The sequence below is a fragment of the Kitasatospora sp. NPDC059160 genome (genome assembly GCF_042755465.1).
Taxonomy (GTDB): Bacteria; Actinomycetota; Actinomycetes; order Streptomycetales; family Streptomycetaceae; genus Kitasatospora.
This window is the reverse complement of the sequence record NZ_JBHZCN010000103.1, coordinates 1-20,070: the sequence shown is the minus strand read 5'-3', so window position 1 is coordinate 20,070 and position 20,070 is coordinate 1. Positions and strand designations below refer to the sequence as shown.

The following is a 20,070-nucleotide window of genomic DNA, read 5'->3' as shown; positions in this document are numbered from 1 at the left end:
CCTTGGTCCCGGAACGTACCACGGGGCCGGACCGGGTCTCGATCAGGTGCGCGATCTCGAAACCCCACGGCCCGGCGGGGCCACCGCACGCCACCGCATGCCACCGGTGTCGTGCGGGTTCCCCGTACGGGCGTGGTGTCGTACCGTGACCGGATGACCACGAAGGTGTCATCCCGGTACGACGTCGTGATCGTCGGCGGCGGGCACAACGGACTGGTGGCCGCGGCCTACCTGGCGCGGGCCGGGCGGCGGGTGCTGGTCCTCGAACGGCTGGCGCGGGTGGGCGGGGCCGCCGTCTCCGCCCGGGTGTTCCCCGGCGTGGACGCCCGGTTGTCGCGCTACTCCTACCTCGTCAGCCTGCTGCCCCGGCAGGTGGTGCGGGACCTCGGGCTGCGGCTCGACCTGCGCCGCCGCCGGATCTCCTCCTACACCCCCACGCTGCGGGACGGGAAGCCCACCGGGCTGCTGGTGGACGCGGCCGACCCGGACCGCACCCGGGAGTCGTTCCGGAGTCTGACCGGCGGCGACCGGGAGTGGCAGGCCTGGCAGCGCTTCTACGGGATGACGGCGGAGGTCGCCCGGCGGGTGTTCCCCACCCTGACCGAACCGCTGCGCACCCGCACCGAGTTCCGTCGGCTGGTCGACGACGAGGCCGCCTGGACGGCCCTGTTCGAGCGGCCGCTCGGCGAGGTGGTCGAAGGGAGCTTCACGGACGACCTGGTGCGCGGGGTGGTCCTGACGGACGCGCTGATCGGCACCTTCACCCACGCCCACGACCCCGCGCTGCGGCAGAACCGCTGCTTCCTCTACCACGTCATCGGCAACGGGACCGGCGACTGGGACGTGCCGGTCGGCGGGATGGGCGCGGTGACGGACGCCCTGGCCGGGGCCGCGCGGGCGGCCGGGGCGGAGCTCCGGACCGGCTGCGAGGTGACGGCCGTCGCCACCGACGGCCGGGGCGACGCCGAGGTGACGTACCGGCACCGGGACGGCGAGGCGACGGTGGCGGGGCACCGGGTGCTGGTGAACACCGCACCGGCCACCCTGGCCCGGCTGCTCGGCGAGGACCCGGGGCCCGCCCCGGAGGGCTCCCAGCTCAAGGTCAACATGGTGCTGCGCCGGCTGCCCCGACTGCGGGACGCCGCCGCCGACCCGCGCGAGGCCTTCGCCGGGACCTTCCACATCGCCGAGGGCTACCGGCAGTTGGAGACCGCGTACACCGAGGCGCTGGCCGGCCGACTGCCTTCGGCGCCGCCGTCCGAGATCTACTGCCACTCCCTCACCGACCCGTCCGTCCTCGGGCCGGAGGCCGTCCGGCAGGGGTACCAGACCCTGACGCTCTTCGGACTGCACATGCCCGCCCGGCTGTTCGGCGACCCGGCGGCCGAGGGGCGCGCGCTGGCCGCGAGCCTGGCGCAGCTGGACGCGGTGCTGGCCGAGCCGATCGCCGACTGCCTGGCCGTGGACGCGGACGGACGGCCCTGCGTGGAGGCCCGGACGCCGCCGGCGCTGGAGCGGGAGCTCGGGCTGCCGGGCGGGCACATCTTCCATCGCGACCTCGCCTTCCCCTTCACGGAGGACCGGGACGTCCGCGGGGAGGAGCGGGACGGCGGCGGGGAGGAGCGGGCGGACCCCGCCGCCCGCTGGGGCGTGGCCACCGCCCACCCGAACGTGCTGCTCTGCGGGGCGGGCGCCGTCCGCGGCGGCGGGGTCAGCGGGATCCCGGGGCACAACGCGGCGCAGGCCGTCCTGGCCGAACCGGCCCCGTAACGACTGGGGACCGGGCCGGCCGGGACGGGGCCGGCCCGGTGGCGGTGCGTCAGGCGCGGGCGAGGGCCCAGCCGCCGAGGCCGTCGCAGGCGCCGGCGTTGTACTGGGTGGCCCGGAAGCCGGCCGGGACGGGCGAGCCCGGGCAGGTCCACAGGCCGACGCGGGCGATGTTGTGGCGCCAGGAGCCGGCGCCGTCGCAGCCCGCCACGGTGTGGCCGGTGATCACGTAGCCGGCCACCACCGGGGAGCCGGAGCAGGTCCAGATGCCGTCGTGCGGGAGGCTGTGCTGCCAGTTGCCGATGCCGCCGCAGCCGCTGCGGAAGTGGTTGCTGATGACGTAGCCGGGCACGACGGGCGAGCCGGAACAGGTCCAGATGCCGTCGTGGACGAGGCTGTGCCGCCAGGAGCCCATGCCCCGGCAGCCGGTGGTCTGGTGGTCGGTGATGACGTAGCCGGCCACCACCGGGGAGCCGGAGCAGGTCCAGATGCCGTCCTTGGCCGGCTGCTGGTACCAGGAGCCGGCGCCGCTGCAGCCGCTGGGGTCGTGGTCGGTGATGACGTTCCCGGCGGCGACGGGCTGCCCGGAGCAGCTCCACTTGCCTCCGTTGCCCCAGCCCGCCGTCCGGGCCTCGGCCGTGGACATGCCGGAGACGGTGCCGCCCAGGGCGACGGCCGCGATCAGGGCGATCGACGCCACGCCGGCGCCGGCGCCCCGTCCGACCGCCAGGGTCCTCACGCGCTTCACTATCTGACGCAGGATCATGTCCGGTGTGCTCCTGGGGTGTTGAGGAGGATGAGGTGCCCCCGTTGCGCCGGTCCACCCGGCGGTCGAACGAGAGCCACCCTAGGTGGTGGAGGCGTGAAAGTTCAGCGGAGGACCGGAGAATTCCGCTCCCGGGGCGCAGCTTGTCCGAAAGTCGTCAGGACGTGCGGTCCTCGACCGGCATCCGCCCGGCGTCCCACCTGACGGGACTTTCAGCATACGGAGTGATCTTGGCGCGCCCCGCGGGTAAGGTGGTGGACCGTGGCCAGTAGGAAAACGTCGATCATGGAAGCTGCGGCGCGGGTGATCGCGCGGCGCGGGGTACGCGGGTTGCGGGTGGAGGAGCTCGCCGCCGAGGCGGGCGTGTCCACCGCGCTCATCTACTACCACTTCAAGGACCGCACCGGGATCCTCCGGCAGACGCTGGAGTTCATCAACGACCGGGCCGAGCGCTACACGACCGAACGCGCCGCCGACGCACCGCCGTTGACGGCCCGCGAGGAGCTGGAGCAGACGCTGCTGCTGGAGCTCCAGGACAGCGTCGAGGTCCGGGAGAACAGCACCGCCTGGGGCGAGCTGCGCGCCAGCGCCGTCTTCGACGAGACCCTGCGCGAGGACCTCGCCCGCGCCACCCGGGTCTGGGTCCAGGAGATCGCCGAACTGCTGGGCGGCGTGCAGCCGATGTCCTCGGCGGTCGCGCTGGCCGGTGCGGCGGAGCGGCTCACCGCGCTGCTCGAAGGCCTCAGCACCCGCTGGCTGAGCGGCAGCCTGCCGCTGGCGCACGCCCGGATGCTGATGGCCGACGCGATCGACGCCGAACTGGTCCGGCTCGGCTCCTGAACGATCTCCTCGCCGGGAACGGGGAGTTCCCGCGCCGGCAGACCCCTTCCGCACGATGATCCGCCGGACCGACCCATCCGGCACACCGCCCGCCACGAATCCCTGGTGAACCGACCCGGCGCCCGCACCGCTCGGTGCACGGCGTCCCCACCCCGCCCCGGGCAGCACCGGGGCGAGGGTGCCCACCCCCAGGAGCGGCGACCACGCCGCCAGTCCGAACGGGCTGCGTCCGACCGGTTCCCACCCGGCCGGGCCGCCCCGACGAGCGGACGATCATCATGCGCAAAGCCATCTACTGCCTGGCCGCCACCGGCGCGCTGGGCCTGACCGCGGGCGTACCCGCGACAGCCCTCGCCGCCGGCTCGTCGAGTCCCCCCGGCTACCAGGCCGGACTCCAGCCCGTCCCCACCAACAACGTCACCGGTTCCGGCAGCGCGACGCTCTCACTGAGCGGCGACCAGGCCACCGTCACCGTCGACACCACCGGCCTGCTGGCCGGGGTCCCGCACGCGATGCACATCCACGTCGACGGCATGGGCGTGTGCCCGACCGCCGCGGCGGCCACCAATCTCAACGGCCACACCGCGATCAGTACCAGTGACGGCCACCCCTCCTACGGAATGATCGGCACCTCCCTGACCACCAGCGGTGACACCAGCCCCGCCAGCGGCCTGGCCGTCGACCGCTTCCCCACCGGAAGCTCCTTCCACTACGCACGCACCGTGACGGTCACCGACGACGTGGCGAACAACATCCGCTCCGGCAAGGCCGTCATCGTGGTGCACGGCCTCGACTACAACGGCAGCGGCAAGTTCACCGACGTCCTGGGCCCGAGCGACCTGGACCCGACCCTGCCGCAGACCGCCACCGCACCCGCCCTGTGCGGCACCCTCCAGGCCATGCCCACCGGCGGCGCGGCCACCGGCTCGGGGGCCACCCAGCACCGTCCCGACGACGCGGCCCTGGTCACGGGCGGCAGCTTCCTGCTGGTCGCGGCCGCCGGAGGAGCCTGGGTGCTGCGCCGCCGCCGGCCGGTCGGCGACGACCGTTCCTGACCCCCCGGCCCCGCCATGCCCGGCAACCACCCGACCGTGTCCGGCGCCCGCCGACGCCTCGCGGTGCTCGCCGCCACCGGCCTGCTGGCCGGTGGCGGAGCGAGCACCCTCGCCCTGGCCGCCACCGACCACGCCGAGCCGCCGCCCCGACCGAATGCCGCGGCCGCCCTCCCGGCCGCGCCCCTCCCGGCCGAACGAACGCCCGGCGGCGCCGCGCTGCCGCCCGGTCCGCTGCCCGCCTCGCCCCCGACCGAACTCGACATCCCGTCGATCCACGTCCACACCTCGCTGCTGCGACTCGGCCTGAACCAGGACGGCACCGTCCAGGTGCCCCAACAGCCCCTCCAGGCAGGCTGGTTCACCGGATCGGTGAGCCCGGGCCAGGTCGGGGCCTCGGTCATCCTGGGCCACGTCGACTCCGCCCGGACCGGGCCGGCGGTCTTCTACCGGCTCGGTGCCCTCAGGCCCGGGGACCAGGTGTCGGTGACCCTGGCCGACGGTGCCACCGTCCCCTTCCGCGTCGACACGGTGCGGGAGTACCCCAAGGACGCGTTCCCGACCCTCGCCGTCTACGGATCCGCCGACGCCCTGCCCCACCTGAGGCTGATCACCTGCGGCGACTGGGACCAGGCCACCCACTCCTACCGCGGCAACACCGTCGCCGACGCCGACCCGACCGGCCCGCTCCCCTGAGCGCGCCCGGCGCCCCAGCGGTGCCGGGCGGGCTCCCCCTCCCGCTGGAGACGCCATGCGCATCACCCGCCGCCGGGCCCAGGTGACCCTGGGTCTGCTGTGGCTCCTCGCCGGAGCGCTGCAGCTGCAGCCCTTCATGTTCACCACCGGCTTCGCCCACCGGATCATCGCCCCGGCCGGCGACCAGCAGCCCGCCGTCGTCGCGGGCCCGGTGCACTGGGCGGCCCGGCTGATCGCCACCGCACCACTCCCCCTCGACCTGTTGTTCGCCGCCACCCAACTCCTGCTCGGCGCCGCGCTGGTCCTCGCGCACTCGGCCCGCCGGGTCCGCCTCGCGCTCGGCGCCTCGATCGCCTGGGCGCTCGCCGTCTGGTGGCTGGGCGAGGGCCTCGGCGGCCTGACGAGTGCGCACGCGCTGATGCTCACCGGCGGACCGGGCGCCGTCGTGCTGTACGCGGTCGTCGCGCTCGCCCTGTGGCCGGCCCGGCCACCGGCGTCAGAAGGCCTTCCCGGCGACGCCGCCGTCCGGACCGAACCGGCCGACGGACTGCGGACGGGATGGCTCACCTGGTCCTGGGTGGTGCTGTGGGTCGGCGCGGCCGTGCTCCAGGCGCTGCCCGGGAACGGCGCCCTCCAGGCCGTCGCCGGGAGCGCGGACAGTGCTCCCGCCTGGCTCCGCCCGGCCGGCGCGCACACCGTGTCGGCCCTGGCCGCCGGTGGCACCGCCGTCACCGTCGCCCTGGTCGCGGCGCAGGCCCTGATCGGGCTCGCGGCGCTGCGACCACGCCTGCGGCCGCCGGCCGCCGGTGCCGCCGTCGCCCTCTCCCTCGTGTTCTGGGTGCTCGGGCAGAGCCTCGGCGGCCTGTCCACCGGCCAGGCGACCGACCCCAACGCCGCCCCGCTCTACGTCCTGCTCGCCCTCCTGCTCGCCGCCACCGCCCCGCGCGCCGCGCGTGCGGCCCCCGGCGTCCCGGCGGGCCGGGAGGCGGCGGTCGCACGGCCGGTGGCCCCGGCCCATCGGAGCGGCTGACGGACCATCAGGGTCCGGCGGGATCGGCCGCCGGGCCCGCCGAAGGCTCCGCGGCCGCTTCCTCCGCGCGGCGTTTGCGGTGCTCGACCCGGACCCCGGCGATGACGGTGAAGGCCAGGCTCGCGGCGATGATCCCCTCGGCCCAGAAGAAGGACACGTAGTCCATCAGCGAGCCGACCGGTGGCGAGCCCGGTGCCGCGTTGCGCATGCCGATGAGCGCGAAGAGGGTCGCCGCCATCCAGCCGAGCGAGGGCCAGACCAGCCCCTGGCCGCCGCGGTAGAGCACCTCCGCGCCGCCCAGCACGGCCAGGGCGAGCGCCCACATCGCGGCGATCATGAACCAGGCCAGGATGAAGGTGCTGCGCGCCCGGCTGACCCGGCCGTCCAGGACGGTCACGCCGGAGGTGTGCGGGGTGCTGGTGGGCCGCACCACGAAGAACGGGTCGGCGTCCGCGAAGACCAGGCCGACCGGCACCGCGCCGGCGCTGTCCGTGGCCGAGAAGCCCAGTTCGAAGTGGTAGCGGTCGAAGGGGTAGTCGGACTCGGTGCCGTCGTAGAGGTTGGCCTGGACGGACCGGGCGGTGACGGTCTCCCCCGCCGCGGCCCGCAGGTCGGTGCTGGCCGCGGAGTGGACGGTGATGTCGACCTGCCGGGTGAACACGGCGGAGTCCGGACCGTCGGCGAGGCTGCCGTGCGGGACGGCCGCCACGTAGAGGCCGAGGTCGCCCGACCCGGGGTCGATCTCCTGGGCGGTGAGGTCGAGTTCGATCCAGTCCGCCGCCGTCGGCAGGGCCAGTTCCCGGGTCTGCTGCCGGGTGTCGCGCTCGTTGAAGTACAGCGCGATGCCGGCCGAGCAGAGTACGGCGAGCAGCAGCAGGGCGAGGGCGAAGCGGTTGCCGCGCAGTCGGCCGCGGCCCCTCACGACGAGGCGGCGGGCGAGGCCGGGCCGGACGGCGCTCCGGCCGACGCGCCCGACGCGCCCGCCGCGGCGACCGGCTGCTGCTGGGTGGCGCAGTGGATGCCGCCGCCGCCCGCGGCGATGTGGTTGATGGAGACCTGGGTGACCTTGCGGCCGGGGTGGAGGTCGCCGATGATGCCGGCCGCCTTGTCGTCGGCGGCCTGGTCGCCGAACTTCGGGACGATCACGCCGCCGTTGCAGACGTAGTAGTTGATGTAGGTGGCGAGGAAGTTCTTGCCCGCGCCCTGGATCAGGTCGAAGTCGGGCTCGGGGAGGTCGACCACCTTGAGCGTGCGGCCCTTGGCGTCGGTCGCGGTCTGGAGCACCTGGACGGCCTGGTTGGAGGCGGTGGTCCAGACGTCCGGCGGGGTGTCGGCGGCGGGGCGGTGCAGGACGACGGTGCCGGGCTCGGCGAAGCGGGCGAGCGCGTCGACGTGGCAGTCGGTGATGTCCTGTCCGGCGACGCCCTTGAACCAGATCACCTTCCGGACGCCGAGCAGGTCCTTGAAGTCCGCCTCGATCTGGTCCCGGCTCTTGCCGGGGTTGCGGTTGTCGTTGACCCAGGAGCTCTCGCAGGCCATCAGGGTGCCCTCGCCGTCGACCTCGATGCCGCCGCCCTCGCCGGTGATCGGCGCCTGGATGCGGGTGATGCCGTAGTGGTCGAGGAGGTTGCGGGCGACCTGGCCGTCGTTGGCGTGGGTCTGCTTGCCGCCCCAGCCGTTGAAGTTGAAGTCGACGCCGGCCAGGCCCTGGGCGCCGGTGACGAAGGTCGGGCCGGTGTCCCGGGCCCACAGGTCGTCGACCATCAGCTCCAGCACCTCGACGGAGGAGCCGCAGGCCTGGCGGGCCTGGTCGGCCTGGTCGGGGCGGGCCAGCAGGACGACCGGTTCGAAGCCCGCGACGGCCTGGGCGAGCGAGGCGATGTCCTGCCGGACGCCGGGGAGTTGGTCGCCCCAGACCTCCTCCAGGGCCGGCCAGGCCATGAAGGTGCGGGTGTGCGGGCCCGACTCGGCGGGCATCGCCCGGGCGGCGGCCTGGCTGCCCGACGGGGCCGGGGTGCCTGCGGCCGGGCTGCTCGGTCCGGGCTGCTCGTCCGCCGTGCTGTCGGAGGAGCAGCCGCCGGCCAGGGCCAGGGCGGCGAACGCGGCCCCGGACTGCAGGAGCGCACGGCGGGACGGCCGGGAGGGAGCCATGGGGCCTCGTTCCGGTAGGTGTCGGGTTCGGCTCCGCAGGCTACTGAAAGGGGCGTCAGGTTCCGGCGCGGCGCGGCTCCGCCGTTCGAGGGAATCCCCGCCCCGCCCTGACCCGCCCCGCCCTGGCCCGCCCCACCCTGGCCACGGCCGCGGAACGACGGCGGACCGCGCCGTCCCCCACCCGGGACCGGCAGGTCCCACCACCTGCCGGTCCCGGGTCGCGCTACAGCGCGCGGCGCGCGGCGGCGATCCCGTCGGGATCCCAGCCGGGCCGGGGGACGGACTCCAGCAGCAGCGCCGTGTAGGCGTGCTGCGGGTCGTCGAGGACCTGGGCGGTCGGTCCGGCCTCGACGATCCTTCCGTTCCGCATCACCACGACCTCGTCGGTGACGCAGCGGACCACGCCGAGGTCGTGGGTGATGAAGAGGTAGCCGATGCCGGTCTCCTCGCGGATGTCGGCGAGCAGGTTGAGCACCTGTGCCTGGACGGACACGTCCAGGGCGGCGACCGCCTCGTCCAGTACCAGGACGGCCGGCCGCACGGCCAGCGCCCGGGCGATGGCGACGCGTTGGCGCTGGCCCCCGGAGAGCTGGCGGGGCAGCGCTTCGGCGGCCCTGGTGCCGAGCCCGACCTGGTCGAGGAGTTCCTTGATCCGGGCCTGGTGGTCGGTCTCCGGGAAGTGCAGCCGCAGGGTCTCCCGGAGCACGGCCTCGACGCTGGTGCGCGGGTCCAGCGAGAGGTACGGGTCCTGGAAGACCATCTGCACCTCGCGGGCGCGGGCCAGCCGCTCGGCCCTGCCCCGGGCGCGGCCGGTCCGCGGCCGGCCGTGGACGGTGACCCGCCCCTCCTCGGCCTGTTCGAGGCCGACGATGATCCGCGCGGTGGTGGTCTTTCCGGAGCCGGACTCGCCGACGATGCCGAGCGAGGCGCCGGCGTCGAGGGTGAAGGAGACGTCGTCCACCGCCCGGACGCTGCCGAAGGTCCGGTGCAGTCCGGTGACCTGGAGTACGGGCTCAGGCATCGGCGCGGCTCCCTTCGAGCGGGCCGTCCCCGGCCGGGGTGTCCCCGAACGGGCCGTCCCCGAGCGGGTGGTGGCAGGCGACCAGGTGCTCCTCCGGAGTGGGAGCCTCCCCGGCCAGCTCGGGGGTCTGCTCCCGGCACACCTCGGTGGCGAAGGAGCACCGGGCGGCGAACGCGCAGCCGTTCAACTCCTGCCGCAGGTCGGGCGGTTGTCCGTCGATGGCGGCGAGCCGGCCGGCCGGGGCGTCCAGTCGGGGGGTGGAGGCGAGCAGGGCGGCCGTGTAGGGGTGGCGGGGCCGGGCGAAGAGTTCGGCGGCGGGGCCGGTCTCGGCGATCCGTCCGGCGTACATGACGTAGACCCGGTCGCTGATCGCGGCGGCGAGGCCGAGGTCGTGGGTGACGAACAGCAGCCCGGTGCCGAAGCGTTCGCGCAGCCGGCCGAGCAGGGCGACCACCTCGGCCTGGCTGGTGACGTCGAGCGCCGTGGTGGGCTCGTCGGCGAGCAGCAGGATCGGGTCGCCCATCAGGGCGGCGGCGATCATCACGCGCTGGAGCATGCCGCCGGACAGCTGCCCGGGGTAGCGGCTCAGCAGTTCCGGGCCGAGGCCGACGGCGTCGAGGAGTTCGACGGCCCGCCGGTCGGCGTCGGCGGCGCTCATGGCACCGGTGAGGCGCACGCTCTCGGTGAGGAAGTCGCCGATCCGGCGCAGCGGGTTGATGGCGGCCCGGGGGTCCTGGAAGATCATCGCGGCCTGGCCGGTGCGCAGGGCGCGCAGCCGGGCGGGCGCCATGGTCAGGACGTCCTCGCCGTCGACCAGGACGGCGCCCTCCGGTGCGGCGCCGGACGGCAGCAGGCCGAGGGCGGTGCGGGAGGTGAGGGTCTTGCCGGAGCCGGACTCGCCGACCAGGGCGACGGTCTCGCCGGGGGCGACGGTGAGGTCGACCCCGTCGAGGACGGGCCGGGCGGTGCCGGGCAGTTGGAGCCGGAGGCCCTGGATGTCGAGGGCGTTCACCTTTGATCTCCTAGGATGCCCTGGCCATCAGGCCGGGGAGGAATAGGTCTTTGGCTCGGAGCCGCGAAGCGGCGGAATGGTCTTCGGATGTTCTGGCATGAGCCGTTGTCAGTGCGTGTCGGTAGGTTGCTCTCGTGCACCTCAGGTACTCCTATCGCGTCTACCCGACGGCAGGTCAGCGCGCTGCGCTGGCCAAGACGTTCGGGTGTGCCCGGGTGGTGTACAACGACGGTCTCGCGGCGCGAAAGGAAGCCCGGAAAACCGGGCGGCCATACCCGAAGGCCACGGATCTGCAGAAGTCCGTGATCACTGCGGCGAAGAAGACCCCCGAACGCGCGTGGCTCGCCTCGGTGGGTGTGGATCCGCTGATCCAGTCCCTGCGGGATCTGGACACGGCGTACCGGAACTTCTTCGACTCGGTGTCCGGAAAGCGCGACGGTCGGCCGGTTGGTCTGCCCCGGTTCAAGTCGAAGCGTGATGCCCGGCAGTCGCTTCGGTTCACGCGCAACGGGTTCCGCATCCGTTCCAACGGGAAGCTGAATCTGGCGAAGATCGGCGATGTGCGGGTGAAGTGGTCGCGGGCGCTGCCCGCTGACCCGTCGTCGGTGACGGTCGTGCTGGACGCGGCCGGGCGGTATCACGCCAGCTTCGTCGTGGACGTGGAGCTCGAGCACTTGCCCGAGGTCGATGCCGAGGTGGGCATCGACCTCGGGCTGACCACCTACGCCGTCCTCTCCGACGGCAGCGTGATCGACAACCCCCGCTTCCTCCGCAAGGCGGAGAAGAAACTCAAGGCCGCGCAGCGGGAGCTGTCCCGCAAGGCCAAGGGCAGCAGGAACCGGTCCAAGGCCCGCCGCAAGGTAGCCAGGGCGCACGCCAAGGTTGCCGACACCCGCAAGGACTGGCTGCACCAACAGACCACCAAGTTGATCCGCGAGAACCAAGCGGTGTACCTGGAGGACCTGAACGTGCGCGGCCTCGCCCGAGGCCGACTCGCCAAGTCCGTCCACGACGCCGGATGGGCCACCTTCCGGCGCCTGCTCGAAGAGAAAGCAGCCCGGTACGGACGTGTCATCGGGATCGTGCCCCGCGCGTTCCCGTCCTCCCAGCTCTGTTCGGCGTGCGGGCACCGCGACGGACCCAAACCCCTGCGGGTGAGGGAGTGGGCGTGTGGTGCATGTGGTGTGCTGCATGACCGTGACCTCAACGCTGCTCGAAATATCCTGGCCGCCGGGCAGGCGGACAGGCTAAACGCCCCTGGAGGGCCGGTGAGACCCGGTGTGGCGATCCCACGCCGGGCACGGCCCGTTGAACGGGGAACCCACCTCGGCGACCTGCGGACCACGGGCATCCGTGCCACAGGCGCGGGAGGAATCCCCACCCGATAAGGGCAGGGAGGATGTCAAGGGGTCCTTCCAGTGGTGCGGTGGTCGTTCATGCGGACCTCCGGGCGACGCGGTCGGCCCAGCGCTCGCCGACCACGTTGAAGGCGACGACGGTGAGCACGATCAGGGCGCAGGGCAGGATCGCGGAGAGCGGGTAGCCGTGCTGGATCGCGGTCTGGCCGTCGAAGACCATCCGGCCCCAGTCGGGGGTGAGGGCGGGGACGCCGAGGCCGAGGAAGGACAGGCCGGCGAGGTCCATCAGGGCGTAGCCGAAGTTGACGGCGGACTGGGCGAGGACGACCGGCGCGATGTTGGGCAGGACGTGCCGCAGGCAGATCTGCAGGGCGGAGTGGCCCTGGACCTGGTAGGCGGAGACGTACGGCCGGGTCCGTTCGGCCAGTACCAGGGAGCGGGTGAGCCGGGAGACGTAGGGCAGGTAGGCGATCGCCAGGGCGACGACGGGGGCGAGCAGGCCCTCGCCGTAGACCGAGACGATCAGGATGGCGAGCAGCATGCCGGGGAAGGCGAAGACCAGTTCGGTGCTGCGGGAGAGGACGGAGTCGAGCCAGCCGCCGCGCCAGCCGGCCGCGAGGCCGACGGCGATGCCGGCGACGGTGGAGAAGACGACCACGCCGAGCGGGCCGAGCAGCGAGGTGCGGGCGCCGATCAGCAGCCGGGAGAGGGTGTCGCGCCCGGCCGTGTCGACGCCGAGCAGGTGGTCGGGCGAGGGCCCGGCCAGGGCGTTGCCCAGGTCGACGGCGTTCGGGTCGTACGGCGACAGCAGGGGGGCGAGCAGGGCGGCGAGCACCACCAGTACGGCGAAGCCGAGGCAGGCCAGGTAGAGCGGGGCGCGGGCGGCCTTGATCCGGCCGAGGCCGGGCCGGCGGGTGAGGCCCGACCGTTCGATGAGACCGGCACTCATGCGTCGGACCTCCTGGAGCCGAGGGTGACCCGGGGGTCGACCAGTGGGTGGAGCAGGTCGACGACCAGGTTCACCGTCATGAACAGGGCGACGATGATCAGCGAGATGGCCTGGACGGTCGGGAAGTCCTTGGTGGTGGTGGACAGTTCGAGGAGCTGGCCGATGCCGCCGATGCTGAACGCGGACTCCACCAGGATGGTGCAGACCAGCAGGGTGGAGACGATCAGGCCGCCGGTGGTCAGCACGGTGCCCAGCGAGTTGCGGAACACGTGGCGGCGGATCACCTCGCGCTCGGGGACGCCGCGGCTGCGGGCCACGGTGACGTGCTCGCCCTCCAGGGCCTCCAGCATGGCGGCGCGGGTGACCCGGGCGAGCATGCCGATGAGGTAGAGCGCGAGGGCGAGCGCCGGCAGGGTGAGGTGCCAGAGCATGTCGCCGAGGCCGTCGCCGACGCCGCCGACCGGGAACCAGCCGAGCTTGACCGCGAAGAGGCCCTGGAGCAGCACGGCGGCGACGAAGGACGGCGTGCCGAGGGCGATCGTGGTGGTGACCAGGATGGTGGAGTCGGTGGCGCCGCCGCGCACCGCCCCGAGCCTGCCGAGGGCCAGGCCGATGACGACCACGATCACCAGGGCCATGCCGACCAGCAGCAGGGTGGCGGGGAGCCGGTCGGCGAGCAGCTTGGACACGTCGGTGCGGTAGGTGATGGAGCGGCCGAAGTCGCCCTGGAGCACCTGGCCGAGCCAGCGGAAGTACCGCACCAGGAAGGGGTCGTCGAGGTGGTACTGCTCGTTGATCGCCTGGAGGGCGGCCGGCGAGGCCGACCGTCCCGACAGGAGGAAGCTCGCGGGGCTGCCCGGCGCCAGGTACATGGCCCCGAAGACCACGAACGAGGCACCGAGCAGGGTCACCGCCATCTCGACCAGCCGCCGGGCGGCGAATCGGAGGAAGCTCACCGTGCGGCCCCCACATCGGCGGCCCACGGGTAGTACATGTACGAGATGGTGGTCGGGGCGCCGGTGATCCGCTTGTTGAGGAACACGGCGGTGGGCCACTCGGCGACCGGGATCCACAGCAGCTGCTGGGAGGCGGCCTGCTGGAGCTTGGCCTCGATCGCGCCGCGCTTGGCCGGGTCGTACTCGGCGGTGGCCTGGTCGATCAGGTCGTCGTAGGCCTTGTCGCTGTAGCCGGCGAAGTTCTGGTAGGCGCCGGTGCGGAAGTTGACGAGCAGGTCGAGCGGGTCGGTGATGGAGTCGTAGTACGTCTCCGGGAACATGTCGATGCCCTCGCGCGCCTTGGCGTCGGTGAACAGCGCGGTGAAGGCGTTCGGGGCGATCGTCTTGAGCTGGATGTCGAGGCCGATCTTCGTCCCGGCGGCCTGGACGGCGGTGGCGAGCAGGGAGACGTCCTGGCCGATGGTGCTGGTGGCCATGACGAGCGTCTTGCCGCTCGCGCCGGCCTCCTTGACCAGGGCCTTGGCCTTGTCGATGTCCTGGGTGGTGGGGGTGAGGCCGTCGAAGGCGCTCTTGCGGACGTCGTCGGGGGCGGAGGCCCAGGCGGCCCTGGTGGTGAGGGAGCCGGTGACGGTGCCGGAGCCGGCCAGGCCGGTCTTGACGAAGCCGGAGCGGTCCAGGGCCAGCGACAGCGCCTGGCGCACCCGGACGTCGCCGAGCGCGCCCCGCATGTTGGTGACGTTGACGTTGACGGTGCTCAGGCCCTCGCCGAAGTAGAGGGTGCCCGGGCCGCTCTTCTTGAGGCGGTCGTAGCTCTCGGTGGGGATGAGGTAGCCGCCGTCGACGTCGCCGGTCAGCATCGCGTTGGTGCGGGCCGAGGAGTCGGTGAGGAAGCTGAACACGACCTTCTTCGACTTGGCCTTGGTGCCCCAGTAGTCGTCGAAGCGCTGGAGTTCGAGCGACTGGCCCTTGGCCCAGGTGCCGAGCTTGAAGGGGCCGGTGCAGTCGAGGCTGCCGGTGGTGCCGTAGTCCTTGCCCGCGGCCTCGATGCCGGCCTTGGCGGCGACGACGCCGGCGGCGGTGGCCATGTACTGCGGGAACTGGGAGTCGGCCTGCTTGAGCTTGACGGTGACCTGGAGCGGGCCGGTCTTGGTGATGGAGTCGACGTTCTGGAAGGTCTGGGCCCAGGCCGCCGCGTTGTTGGGGTCGGTCTGCCGGCCGAGGCTGTACACGACGTCGTCGGCGGTCATCACCGTGCCGTCGTGGAAGTGCACCCCCGAGCGCAGGTCGTAGACCCAGGTGGTCGGGTCCGGGTTGGTGGCCTTCTCGGCCAGGCCGGGAGCCAGGGTGAGCTGGGGGGTCCAGCGCATCAGGCTCTCGCACACGTTGGAGAGGATCGTGTTCTGCGGGTAGTCGAAGGCCTGGATGTAGTCGAGGGTCGGCGGCTCGGCGTAGGTGGCCCAGGTGAAGGAGTCGATCTCGCCCTTGGCGGGCGGGGTGGAGGCGGAGAGCTGGAAGCCGGCCTGGCCGGAGTCCCCGCCGCGCGGGGGGCCGGAGCAGGCGGCGACCATGGTCGCGGCCGAGAGCAGGGCGGTGGCGAGGGCGAGCCGGCCGCGTTTGGTGGCGCCTCTCGCGGGTGCGAGCGTCATGAGGGTGGTCTTCCGATCGGTGCGGAACGGGAGGTGCGGAGCGGTACGGGGTGCGGGCCGTACCGGTCCGCGGGGGACGCGCCGGTGGGGCGGTCGCGTCCGTGGGCCGGACGGGGGCCGGATGGGGGCCGGCCCGGGCGGCCGGGGGTCAGGCCCGGGCGGCCGGGATCTGCTGGGTGATGCAGTGGACGCCGCCGCCGCCGTAGGCGATCACCCGGGCGCGCACGCCGACCACCTTGCGGTCGGGGTAGGCCGCGGCGAGGACGGCGAGCGCGCCCGCGTCCTCGGGGTGGTCGGCGACCGGGACGACGACGCCGCCGTTGGCCAGGTAGAAGTTGAGGTAGCCGACCTCGACCCGGTTGCCGTCGACCTCGACGAAGGCGGCCTGCGGGACGTCGACGATCTCGAAGGGCCGGCCCTGGGCGTCGGTGGAGTGCTCCAGCACGGTGCGGTTGGCGCGCATCCGCACGTAGTCCGGGTGCTCGGGGTCGGCGGGCAGCTGCACGACGACCTTGCCGGGGGCGACGAAGGCGCAGACGCCGTCGACGTGGCCGTCGGTCTCGGTGTCCAGCGCGCCGCCGTAGGGCAGCCAGATCACCTTGGTGACGCCGAGGCGGGCCTTGAGCTCGTCCTCGATCTCCTCCCGGCTCAGGTCCGGGTTGCGGTTGGGGTGGAGCAGGCACTGCTCGGTGGTGATCAGGGTGCCCTCGCCGTCGACGGTGATGGCGCCGCCTTCGAGGATCATCTCGGAGCGGACGGCGGGGACGCCCAGGTGGTCCAGCAGCAGGGCGCTGATCCGGTCGTCGGTGTCCCAGGGGTGGTGCTTGCGGCCCCAGGCGTTGAAGCGGAAGTCGACGCCGGCCCGCCGGCCCTCGCCGTCCAGCACGAAGATCGGCGCGCTGTCGCGGAACCAGGAGTCGTCCAGCGGGAGTTCGACGACGGTGGTGCCCTCGCCGCAGAGCTCGCGCGCCTCGTCGCCGTGGCCGGGCGGCGCCACCATGGTGACCGGCTCGAACTCGGCGATGGCGCGGGCGACCGTCGCGTACTCGCGCTTCACCTCGTCCAGGGTGTCGCCCCAGAGGTCCGGCCGTACGGGCCAGGCCATCAGGCAGCCCTCGTGCTCGGTCCACTCGGCGGGCATTCGGAACGTCACGGGTTTCCTCTTCCGTTCGGAACTGGTGCGGTGCTGTGGTGCGGGCTCGGCGCCGGGGCCCGGCGGGATCCGCCGGGCAGGCCGCGGGGCCGAGGCCTCGGCGGCCCGCCGCCGTGGGGTACCGGGCGGGCCGCCGAGGGGTTGGAGGGCCTAGACCGCCGGTACGGCGGGCTGGGACTGGGTGGCGCAGTGGATGCCGCCACCGCCGGAGGCGATGTTGTCGATGTTGATCTGGACGACGTCGCGGCCGGGGAACTCGGCCTGGAGGATGGTGTAGGCCAGGCCGTCGGCGTAGCCGTCGCCGAACTGGGGCACGAACACCGACCCGTTGGCGACGTAGAAGTTGGTGTAGCTGGACAGGAAGTCCTTGCCGCGGCCGCGGATCAGGGTGCGGTCCGGGCCGGGCAGTTCCACCACGGTCAGGGCGCGGCCCTGGGCGTCGGTCGCGCTCTGCAGGACCTGCTTGGCCTGCTGGTAGACGTCGATCCAGACCTGGTCGGTGCCGGGGCCGGGCTTGTCGAGGACGACCCGGCCCGCGGAGGTGAAGCGGGCCAGGCAGTCGATGTGGTCGTCGGTGATGTCCTGGCCGGCCAGACCGGCCAGCCAGATCACCTTGTCCAGGCCGAGACTGGTCTTCAAGGCCTGTTCGACCTGGTCCTGGGTCATGCCCGGGTTGCGGTTCGGGTTGACCAGCGAGCTGACGGTGGCCAGCAGGGTGCCCTGGCCGTCCGTCTCCAGGGCGCCGCCCTCGCCGGTGAAGGAGGCGCTGACGCGGCTGACGCCGTACTCGGCGAGCAGGCTCGCCGCGACCGCGGCGTCCTCGGCGAAGGGCTGGTAGTAGGGGGTACCGGTCTTGCCCCAGCCGTTGAAGTGGGTGTCGACCCCGGCGACGGTGCCGGGCGCGACCGTGAAGGTCGGGCCGAAGTCGCGGATCCACAGGTCGTCGTTGGGGATCTCGACGACGGTGATGCCGTAGGTGCTGCCGGGGCCGCACCAGTACCGGGCGCTCGCGGCCTGGGCGGGGCGCGCGACCAGGACGACCGGCTCGTAGCGGGAGATCTCGTAGGCGACCCGGGCGATGTCGTCGCGGACCGCGGAGAGCTTGTTGCCCCAGATCGAGGAGAGGGCGGGCCAGGCCATGAAGGTGCGGTCGTGCCGGTCGCTCTCGGCCGGCATCCGCAGCCGCGGGGTGGCGGTGGCCGATCCCGTGGCCGATTCCGTCGCCGTGGCCGTGGCCGCCTGGGCGTCGTCGGCCCGTGCGGCGGCCGGGAAGGCCGCGGTGAGGGCGGCCAGCGGCACGGCGGCCGCGCCGAAGCGGAGCAGGCTTCTTCTTGAGGGGGTGGGGGTGTTCAAGAAACGCTCCCTGCATGAGGTGGGAGGTGTGGGGGTTGCCCCGCATCCTTCACCGCACTGAAAATTCAGTCAAGCCCCTGGGGGACAGTTACCTTTCGGTCACCTTCGGAACACCCCGGCCGACCCCGGACCACCGGTCTACACCAGGGCAGTGCGGCGCGCTGACCAGGGAGCCGGTCTCGGGGAGCCCTCGGAAGGGAGTCCTGAAATTTTCGTCAGGATTGTGTAACGAGCCGGCCCGAATCCCGGTAGAGTGACCGCTCATGTCGGACCGTCGGACAGCGATACTCGAAGCCGCCACCCGCGTCATCGCCCGACGCGGCATCCGCGGACTGCGCATGGGCGAGCTCGCGGCCGAGGCCGGGGTGTCCACCGCGCTGATCTACTACCACTTCACCGACCGGGCCGGCACCCTGCGCCGGACGCTGGAGTTCATCAGCGACCGCGCCGACCACTACACCGCCGACCAGGAGCCCGCCGCCCGGGCCGAGGACCCGCGCACCGACCTGGAACGGGTCCTGCTGCGCGAACTCCAGGACACCGCCGAGGTCCGCGAGAACAGCACCGCCTGGGGCGAGCTGCGGGCCACCGCCGTCTTCGAACCCGACCTGCGCGAGGAACTCGCCCGCTCCACCCACACCTGGGTGCACGACGTGGCCGAACTGCTCGCCCGCGCCGACCCCACCGGCACCGCCCCCGCCCACGCGGCCGCCGCCGAACGGCTCACCGCCCTGACCGAGGGCCTCAGCGTGCGCTGGCTCAGCGGCTCGCTGAGCCTCGACCACGCCCGCCGACTGCTCCGCGGCGCCGTCGACACGGAGCTGGCCCGGCGATGAACCCCCGCGGGCGGCCGAGCCGACCGCGGCTTTTCAAGGTCGGGGACTAGCCCATTCGCTCGCGCAGCCGCGCGCTCGCCCGGTCCAGGTGGACGGCGAGCGCGCGGTCCGCCTGTTCGGCGTCACCGTCGGTGATCGCCGCGAGGATCGCGTCGTGCTCGTCGGCGATCTCGGCGATGCTGAGCAGCTTGTACGTCTGGACCTGGGCCATTGCGAGAGGCCCAGATGGACCACCCCGCGATCTCCCGCCGCCGACTCCTGCGCTACGGCGCCGCGGCCGCACCCCTGGCGGCCTTCGGCCCGCTCCTGGCCGGCACCGCCCGAGCCGCCGACGGCTCCGCCACCGCCGCCGCCCCCGACGCCTCCGGCGCTGCCGCCGCCCCCGGCGCCGCGCCGACGCTGCGGATGCCCGCCGAGACCGACCCGCACGCCCGGACCTTCCTGGCCTGGCCCGAACCGACCTCCGCCTGGGGCGCCCAACTCCCCGCCGTCCAGGCGGACATCGCGAACCTCGCCAAGGAGGTCTCCCGCTTCGAGCCGGTCGTGATGGTGATCAACCCGGAGTCGGTGGCCGCTGCCACCCCGCTCTGCAACACCGCCTCGATCCCCTTCTCCCACGGCATCACCTTCCTCCCGGTCTCCAACGACGACCTGTGGATCCGGGACTTCGGCCCGACCTTCCTGGTCGGCCCGGGCGCCGTCGCCGGCCTGGACACCAACTTCAACGGCTGGGGCAAGACCGGCACCAAGTACGAGCAGGCCTTCGCCAACGACGCCAAGGCGGCCGCCGCGCTGCTCGCCCACTACCGGATCGACCGCGTCCAGGCGCCCTTCACCGGCGAGGGCGGCTCACTGGAGACCGACGGCCAGGGCACCCTGCTCGCCACCGTCAGCTCACTGGTCAACCCCAACCGCAACCCGGGGCTGAGCCAGGGCGACGTCGAGCAGCGGCTCAAGTCCTCGCTCGGTGTGGAGAAGGTGATCTGGGTGGCCGGCCTGGCGGGCCAGGACATCACGGACAGCCACATCGACTGCGTGGCCCGGTTCAGCGCGCCCGGCCGGGTCATCCTCGACAAGCCCGGGCCGGGCTCCGCCCCGCTCTGGGTCAACGTCTACCAGCAGGCCAAGCAGGTGCTGCAGAGCGCCACCGACGCCAAGGGCCGTCCGCTGACGATCGTCGAGCTGCCCGGCCCCGACCACCAGAAGATCGACGGGACCGGCTCGTCCTTCCTGGCCAGCTACACCAACCACTACACCGCCAACGGCGCCGTGCTGATGCCCCAGTTCGGGGACGCCGCGGCCGACGACGCGGCCCGCGCGGTCCTGGCGGCGGAGTACCCCGGCCGCACCGTCGTCCCGGTGCGGATCAACGCCATCGCGGCGGGCGGCGGCGGCATCCACTGCGCGACCCAGTCCCAGCCCGTCGTGCCGCCGGCGGCCTGAGCCGCGCCACGGGCACCGGCACCCACCCGGGTTCGGCCGCC

Annotated in this window: 19 protein-coding genes; 8 read left to right on the top strand and 11 right to left on the bottom strand. The window is 73.3% G+C overall.

Translation table 11 applies throughout. The annotated features are described in order from the left end of the window. Positions 1-153 precede the first annotated feature (153 nt). On the top strand, positions 154-1,770 hold the full coding sequence (locus ACFXOZ_RS33500) for a phytoene desaturase family protein (protein ID WP_380530578.1): 1,617 nt from the start codon (positions 154-156) through the stop codon (positions 1,768-1,770). Between the two features lie 49 nt (positions 1,771-1,819). Here the strand turns inward: ACFXOZ_RS33500 and ACFXOZ_RS33495 are convergent, their stop codons facing one another. After that, positions 1,820-2,506 carry a hypothetical protein gene (locus ACFXOZ_RS33495; protein ID WP_380593692.1) on the bottom strand — a complete coding sequence of 229 codons (687 nt, stop codon included), beginning with the start codon at positions 2,504-2,506 and terminating at the stop codon, positions 1,820-1,822. 312 nt (positions 2,507-2,818) lie between these two features. Here ACFXOZ_RS33495 and ACFXOZ_RS33490 point away from each other — a divergent pair, with 312 nt between their 5' ends. The 4 genes from ACFXOZ_RS33490 to ACFXOZ_RS33475 all read left to right on the top strand — a co-directional run bounded on the left by ACFXOZ_RS33490 (position 2,819) and on the right by ACFXOZ_RS33475 (position 6,151). Continuing rightward, on the top strand, positions 2,819-3,373 hold the full coding sequence (locus ACFXOZ_RS33490; protein WP_375893548.1) for a TetR/AcrR family transcriptional regulator: 555 nt from the start codon (positions 2,819-2,821) through the stop codon (positions 3,371-3,373). A 278-nt stretch (positions 3,374-3,651) separates the two neighbouring features. Continuing rightward, the gene (locus tag ACFXOZ_RS33485; protein WP_380593691.1) at positions 3,652-4,428 is read left to right on the top strand and encodes a hypothetical protein; all 777 of its coding nucleotides are present in this window, start codon (positions 3,652-3,654) and stop codon (positions 4,426-4,428) included. 15 nt (positions 4,429-4,443) lie between these two features. After that, complete coding sequence (locus tag ACFXOZ_RS33480; protein WP_380530567.1) at positions 4,444-5,121, top strand: class F sortase; 678 nt, start codon at positions 4,444-4,446, stop codon at positions 5,119-5,121. Between the two features lie 55 nt (positions 5,122-5,176). After that, complete coding sequence (locus tag ACFXOZ_RS33475; RefSeq protein ID WP_380593690.1) at positions 5,177-6,151, top strand: hypothetical protein; 975 nt, start codon at positions 5,177-5,179, stop codon at positions 6,149-6,151. A gap of 7 nt (positions 6,152-6,158) precedes the next feature. On the opposite strand, the gene ACFXOZ_RS33470 is transcribed toward ACFXOZ_RS33475, so the two are convergent. The 4 genes from ACFXOZ_RS33470 to ACFXOZ_RS33455 form a co-directional block, all read right to left on the bottom strand. Beyond that, the gene (locus ACFXOZ_RS33470; RefSeq protein ID WP_380593689.1) at positions 6,159-7,073 is read right to left on the bottom strand and encodes a DUF4436 family protein; all 915 of its coding nucleotides are present in this window, start codon (positions 7,071-7,073) and stop codon (positions 6,159-6,161) included. Then, on the bottom strand, positions 7,070-8,302 hold the full coding sequence (locus ACFXOZ_RS33465) for an agmatine deiminase family protein (protein ID WP_380593688.1): 1,233 nt from the start codon (positions 8,300-8,302) through the stop codon (positions 7,070-7,072). Before ACFXOZ_RS33465 ends, ACFXOZ_RS33470 begins: the two co-directional genes overlap by 4 nt. 223 nt (positions 8,303-8,525) lie before the next feature. Beyond that, positions 8,526-9,323, bottom strand: coding sequence for an ABC transporter ATP-binding protein (locus ACFXOZ_RS33460; RefSeq protein WP_380593687.1), 798 nt, complete (start codon positions 9,321-9,323; stop codon positions 8,526-8,528). After that, positions 9,316-10,335 carry an ABC transporter ATP-binding protein gene (locus tag ACFXOZ_RS33455; protein ID WP_380593686.1) on the bottom strand — a complete coding sequence of 340 codons (1,020 nt, stop codon included), beginning with the start codon at positions 10,333-10,335 and terminating at the stop codon, positions 9,316-9,318. Before ACFXOZ_RS33455 ends, ACFXOZ_RS33460 begins: the two co-directional genes overlap by 8 nt. A 134-nt stretch (positions 10,336-10,469) precedes the next feature. On the opposite strand from ACFXOZ_RS33455, the gene ACFXOZ_RS33450 reads away from it, so the two are divergent. Next, complete coding sequence (locus tag ACFXOZ_RS33450) at positions 10,470-11,723, top strand: RNA-guided endonuclease InsQ/TnpB family protein (RefSeq protein ID WP_380522736.1); 1,254 nt, start codon at positions 10,470-10,472, stop codon at positions 11,721-11,723. Positions 11,724-11,769: 46 nt separating this feature from the next. Here ACFXOZ_RS33450 and ACFXOZ_RS33445 read toward each other — a convergent pair whose 3' ends face one another. The 5 genes from ACFXOZ_RS33445 to ACFXOZ_RS33425 all read right to left on the bottom strand — a co-directional run bounded on the left by ACFXOZ_RS33445 (position 11,770) and on the right by ACFXOZ_RS33425 (position 17,750). Beyond that, a complete protein-coding gene (locus ACFXOZ_RS33445) occupies positions 11,770-12,642 on the bottom strand; it encodes an ABC transporter permease (RefSeq protein WP_375893533.1) in 873 nt (290 codons plus the stop codon). Next, positions 12,639-13,598, bottom strand: coding sequence for an ABC transporter permease (locus ACFXOZ_RS33440; RefSeq protein ID WP_380522734.1), 960 nt, complete (start codon positions 13,596-13,598; stop codon positions 12,639-12,641). The genes ACFXOZ_RS33445 and ACFXOZ_RS33440 overlap by 4 nt, the downstream gene beginning before the upstream one ends. Continuing rightward, positions 13,595-15,244 (bottom strand): ABC transporter substrate-binding protein, encoded by a 1,650-nt coding sequence (locus ACFXOZ_RS33435; protein WP_380593685.1) that lies wholly within the window; start codon positions 15,242-15,244, stop codon positions 13,595-13,597. The genes ACFXOZ_RS33440 and ACFXOZ_RS33435 overlap by 4 nt, the downstream gene beginning before the upstream one ends. Before the next feature lie 148 nt (positions 15,245-15,392). Further along, positions 15,393-16,397 carry an agmatine/peptidylarginine deiminase gene (locus tag ACFXOZ_RS33430; protein WP_375893527.1) on the bottom strand — a complete coding sequence of 335 codons (1,005 nt, stop codon included), beginning with the start codon at positions 16,395-16,397 and terminating at the stop codon, positions 15,393-15,395. Between the two features lie 150 nt (positions 16,398-16,547). Next, positions 16,548-17,750: an agmatine deiminase family protein gene (locus ACFXOZ_RS33425; protein ID WP_375893526.1), complete on the bottom strand. Its 1,203-nt coding sequence runs from the start codon at positions 17,748-17,750 to the stop codon at positions 16,548-16,550. Positions 17,751-18,013: 263 nt separating this feature from the next. Here ACFXOZ_RS33425 and ACFXOZ_RS33420 point away from each other — a divergent pair, with 263 nt between their 5' ends. Further along, positions 18,014-18,586 carry a TetR/AcrR family transcriptional regulator gene (locus tag ACFXOZ_RS33420; protein ID WP_380593684.1) on the top strand — a complete coding sequence of 191 codons (573 nt, stop codon included), beginning with the start codon at positions 18,014-18,016 and terminating at the stop codon, positions 18,584-18,586. 46 nt (positions 18,587-18,632) lie between these two features. Here ACFXOZ_RS33420 and ACFXOZ_RS33415 read toward each other — a convergent pair whose 3' ends face one another. Further along, on the bottom strand, positions 18,633-18,797 hold the full coding sequence (locus ACFXOZ_RS33415; protein WP_380593683.1) for an FCD domain-containing protein: 165 nt from the start codon (positions 18,795-18,797) through the stop codon (positions 18,633-18,635). Between the two features lie 14 nt (positions 18,798-18,811). On the opposite strand from ACFXOZ_RS33415, the gene ACFXOZ_RS33410 reads away from it, so the two are divergent. Then, complete coding sequence (locus ACFXOZ_RS33410; protein WP_380593682.1) at positions 18,812-20,029, top strand: agmatine deiminase family protein; 1,218 nt, start codon at positions 18,812-18,814, stop codon at positions 20,027-20,029. Positions 20,030-20,070 lie beyond the last annotated feature (41 nt).